This is a genomic window from Streptomyces albidochromogenes (assembly GCF_005981925.1).
GTDB classification, from domain to species: Bacteria; Actinomycetota; Actinomycetes; order Streptomycetales; family Streptomycetaceae; genus Streptomyces; species Streptomyces albidochromogenes.
Window position 1 is genome coordinate 1 of record NZ_VBVX01000430.1, and the last position, 4,388, is coordinate 4,388.

Annotated in this window: 3 protein-coding genes; 2 read left to right on the plus strand and 1 reads right to left on the minus strand. The window is 75.7% G+C overall.

Annotation, left to right across the window (positions count from 1 at the left end):
* On the plus strand, positions 1–859 hold an 859-nt coding region (locus tag E2E34_RS31765; RefSeq protein ID WP_244316320.1), incomplete at its 5' end, for a (2Fe-2S)-binding protein.
* Positions 856–3,183, plus strand: a complete 2,328-nt coding sequence (locus E2E34_RS31770) for a xanthine dehydrogenase family protein molybdopterin-binding subunit (RefSeq protein ID WP_138905310.1) — start codon at positions 856–858, stop codon at positions 3,181–3,183. The genes E2E34_RS31765 and E2E34_RS31770, both read left to right, overlap by 4 nt.
* A 48-nt stretch (positions 3,184–3,231) precedes the next feature.
* Here the strand turns inward: E2E34_RS31770 and E2E34_RS31775 are convergent.
* On the minus strand, positions 3,232–4,388 hold a 1,157-nt coding region (locus tag E2E34_RS31775; protein ID WP_167518432.1), incomplete at its 5' end, for a PQQ-like beta-propeller repeat protein.

Sequence of the window (4,388 nt, forward strand, 5' to 3'; positions counted from 1 at the left end):
CGCCCACCCCGCGCCCGGCTTCGAGCCGCAGCCGGAGCCCGCCGCGCAGGACGCCGCCGAAGCCGCCCCGCAGCACCTCGCGGTGCCGGTGGCGGACGAGCCGGAGCACCCGTCGCAGGCCGCCGGACACGACCACCCCGAGGAGACCGGCGTACCCGAGGGGCAGGCCCCCGAGGACAGTCCCCGGCCCGGCGCCGATCAGGAGGCCCCCGAGGCCGCGGCGCCCGGCGGCGACGGGCAGGCCGCCCCGGAGGACGCCCACAGCGAGCACCCGCACGCCTCCTACGTCCTGCGGGTGAACGGCGCCGACCGCCCCGTCACCGACGCCTGGATCGGCGAATCGCTGCTCTACGTGCTCCGCGAGCGCCTCGGCCTGGCCGGCGCCAAGGACGGCTGCTCCCAGGGCGAGTGCGGGGCCTGCGCCGTCCAGGTCGACGGCCGCCTGGTCGCCTCCTGCCTGGTGCCCGCCGCCACCGCCGCCGGCAGCGAGGTCCGTACGGTCGAGGGCCTGGCCACCGACGGCGAACCGTCCGACGTGCAGCGCGCCCTCGCGAACTGCGGCGCCGTCCAGTGCGGTTTCTGCGTACCCGGCATGGCGATGACGGTCCACGACCTGCTGGAGGGCAACCACGCCCCGAGCGACCTGGAGACCCGCCAGGCCCTCTGCGGCAACCTCTGCCGCTGCTCGGGCTACCGCGGCGTACTCGAAGCCGTCCGCGAGGTCGTCGCCGAGCGCGAGGCGAACGCCGCCGCCGAGGAAGCCCGCATCCCGCACCAGGCGCCCCCCGGCGCGGGCGGCGTCCACCCGCATCCCCACGGAAACCCGCACGAGCACCCGCACGACGGAGGCATGGCGTGAGCAACGACGCGGCCACCGCGACCAGCGCGACGGCGGTCGACGGCGCCCAGACCGAGCGCCGCCCGGAGGCACCCGCCCACGGCCTCGGCGCGTCCCTCCCGCCGGCCGACGCGCGCGCGAAGACCGAGGGCACGTTCCCGTACGCCTCCGACCTCTGGGCGGAGGGCCTGCTCTGGGCCGCCGTGCTGCGCTCGCCGCACGCCCACGCCCGCGTCGTCGCGATCGACACGTCCGCGGCGACCGCGATGCCCGGCGTACGGGCCGTGGTGACCCACCAGGACGTGCCGGGCGACCCCGCGCACGGCCGCAGCGTCGCCGACCGCCCGGTGTTCGCCTCCGACGTCGTGCGCCACCACGGCGAGGCGATCGCCGCCGTGGCCGCCGACCATCCCGACACCGCCCGGCTGGCCGCCGCCGCCATCGCCGTCGAGTACGAGGTCCTCGAACCGGTCACCGACCCGGAGCAGGCGTTCGCCGCCGAGCCGCTGCACCCCGACGGCAACCTGATCCGCCACATCCCGCTGCGCTTCGGCGACCCCGAGGCCGCCGGCGAGGTGATCGTCGAGGGCCTGTACCGCATCGGCCGCCAGGACCCGGCGCCCATCGGCGCCGAGGCCGGTCTCGCCGTGCCCCGCCCGGACGGCGGCGTGGAGATCTACACCGCGTCCACCGACCCGCACACCGACCGCGACCGCGCCGCCGCGTGCTTCGGCCTGGAGCAGGAGCGGGTGAAGGTCGTCGTCACCGGGGTCCCGGGCGCGACCGGCGACCGCGAGGACGGCAGCTTCCAGATCCCCCTCGGCCTGCTGGCCCTGAAGACCGGCTGTCCGGTCAAACTGGCCGCCACCCGCGAGGAGTCGTTCCTCGGCCACGCCCACCGCCACCCGACCCTGCTGCGCTACCGCCACCACGCGGACGCGGAGGGCCGCCTGGTCAAGGTCGAGGCGCAGATCCTCCTGGACGCGGGCGCGTACGCCGACGCCTCGTCGGAGTCGCTCGCGGCGGCCGTCTCCTTCGCCTGCGGCCCGTACGTGGTCCCGCACGCCTTCATCGAGGGCTGGGCGGTCCGTACCAACAACCCCCCGTCGGGCCATGTGCGCGGCGAGGGCGCCCTCCAGGTGTGCGCGGCGTACGAGGGCCAGATGGACAAGCTCGCGGCGAAGCTGGGCATCGACCCGGCGGAGCTGCGCCTGCGCAACGTTCTGGCCACGGGCGACCTGCTGCCCACCGGCCAGACGGTGACCTGCCCGGCCCCCGTGGCCGAACTGCTGCGCGCCGTACGCGACTACCCGCTCCCCACCCTCCCCAAGGACACCCCGCAGGACGACTGGCTGCTGCCCGGCGGCCCCGAGGGCGCGGGCGAGCCGAGCGCCGTACGCCGCGGTGTCGGCTACGCGGTGGGCATGGTGCACATGCTGGGCGCGGAGGGCGCGGACGAGGTCTCCACGGCGACCGTGAAGGTCCACGACGGCGTGGCGACGGTCATCTGCGCGGCGGTCGAGACCGGCCAGGGCTTCACCACGCTCGCGCGCCAGATCGTCCAGGACGTCCTGGGCGTCGAAGAGGTCCACGTGGCCCCCGTGGACACCGACCAGCCCCCGGCGGGCGCGGCCACGCACGGCCGCCACACCTGGGTCTCGGGCGGTGCGGTGGAGCGCGCGGCGAAGATGGTCCGCACCCAGCTGCTCCAGCCGCTGGCGCACAAGTTCGGGATGTCGACCGAGCTGCTCCAGATCGCCGACGGCAAGATCACGTCGTACGACGGGGTGCTGTCCACCACGGTGATGGAGGCGATGGACGGCAAGGAGCTCTGGGCCACGGCCCAGTGCCGCCCGCACCCGACCGAGCCCCTCGACGACGCCGGGCAGGGCGACGCGTTCGTGGGCCTGGCGTTCTGCGCGATCCGGGCCATCGTGGACGTCGACATCGAGCTGGGTTCGATCCGCGTGGTGGAGATGGCGGTGGCCCAGGACGTGGGCCGCGTCCTGAACCCGGCCCAGCTGGCGACCCGTATCGAGGCGGGAGTCACCCAGGGCGTGGGCGCCGCGCTCACGGAGAACCTGCGGACCCCCCGGGGCCTCGTCCGCCACCCCGACCTCACCCACTACGCGCTCCCGACGTCCCTGGACGCCCCGGACATCCGCATCGTGAGCCTGGTGGAGGAGCGTGACGTGGTCGCCCCCTTCGGCGCGAAGCCGGCCAGCGCGGTCCCGGTGGTCACCTCGCCCGCCGCGATCGCCTCGGCGGTCCGCGCGGCGACGGGCCGCCCGGTCAACCGGCTGCCGATCCGCCCGCAGGCGGCGGTGGCCACTCCCTCCGCGTAGGTCTCCCCGCGCAGAGCCGGGTCGGGCGGGGCCGTTCCGGCAGCGCGGCTACGCGCGGACGGGCAGGGCGACCAGACGGCCGTCGTGCGTGGCGAAGAAGCGGTTGCCGTCGCCCGCTGTCGTGTAGGCGGCCGTGTCGTTGTCGCCGAACCGGTACCCCTCGATGTCCTCGCCCGTGCGCGTGTCGACGGCGGTGAGTCCGTAGCCCTTCGTCTCGGCGACCCACACGGTGCCGCCCTGGACGACGGGCAGTGACCGGGTGCCCTCGTAGCTCCGCAGGTACGTCTTCCACTTCCGGCTGCGGTCGGCCGCCCCGAAGCGGTGGAGGTACAGGTAGTCGACGGCGTACACCTCGTCGCCCCGGACCGCCGGAGGTCCCCAGCCCCCGGAGTCCTGCCCGACCCGGCTCTCCGCGTCCACGGACCAGAGCTCCTTGCCGGTGGCGAGCGAACGCGCGCACAGGGTCCTGCCCCCGAAGAACACCGTGCCCTCGCTGATCGCGGGAAGGAGGGCCGCCGTGCCCTGGTCGGGGATCTCCCACTTCGTGATGCCGGTGGCCGTGTCCACGACGACCACATGACCGTCCGAGGGGAAGAGGACCAGACGCCCCTGACCCACCGCCGCCGCGGGCGGCTCCAGCTCCGTGGTCCGCACCGGCGTGGCCCGCGACCACAGCACCTTGCGCGTCGCCGTGCTGAGCGCGCGCAGCTGCCGCTCCCGGGTCATCACGTAGACCGTGCGGGCGTCCGCCGCCAGCAGCTTCTCCGCGTCCGCGCCCGGAGCCGTCCAGGCGCGCTCGCCGGTGGAGGCGATGAACGCGTGCAGGGCGCCTTCCGCGTCCGCGGTCACGACCAGCCGGTCGGAGACGGTGACGTAACCGGCGGACGCCTTCATGCCGGAGTCCAGCCACTTCTGCCGGCCGTCCGTCACGTCGTGCGCCACCAGGCCGCCGTCCGGCGCCTCCAGGAGTACGACGTCGCGCACCGGCAGCGGGGCCGGGGTGCGCGGACCGGCCAGCGACTCGGGCCCCCACAGCGGCTTGATGTCCGCGGCGGACGCCAGGAGCGCCGCCTCGGGCGTCCTGGCGGCGGGCGGCACCACCACGGGCTTCGGCGGGGCCTTCGGGCCGCCGCCCCTCTTGAGCCACCAGGCGGTCGTGCCGCTGCCGGCGGCCAGGACGGCTCCGCCCGCCGCGAGGGTGGTGA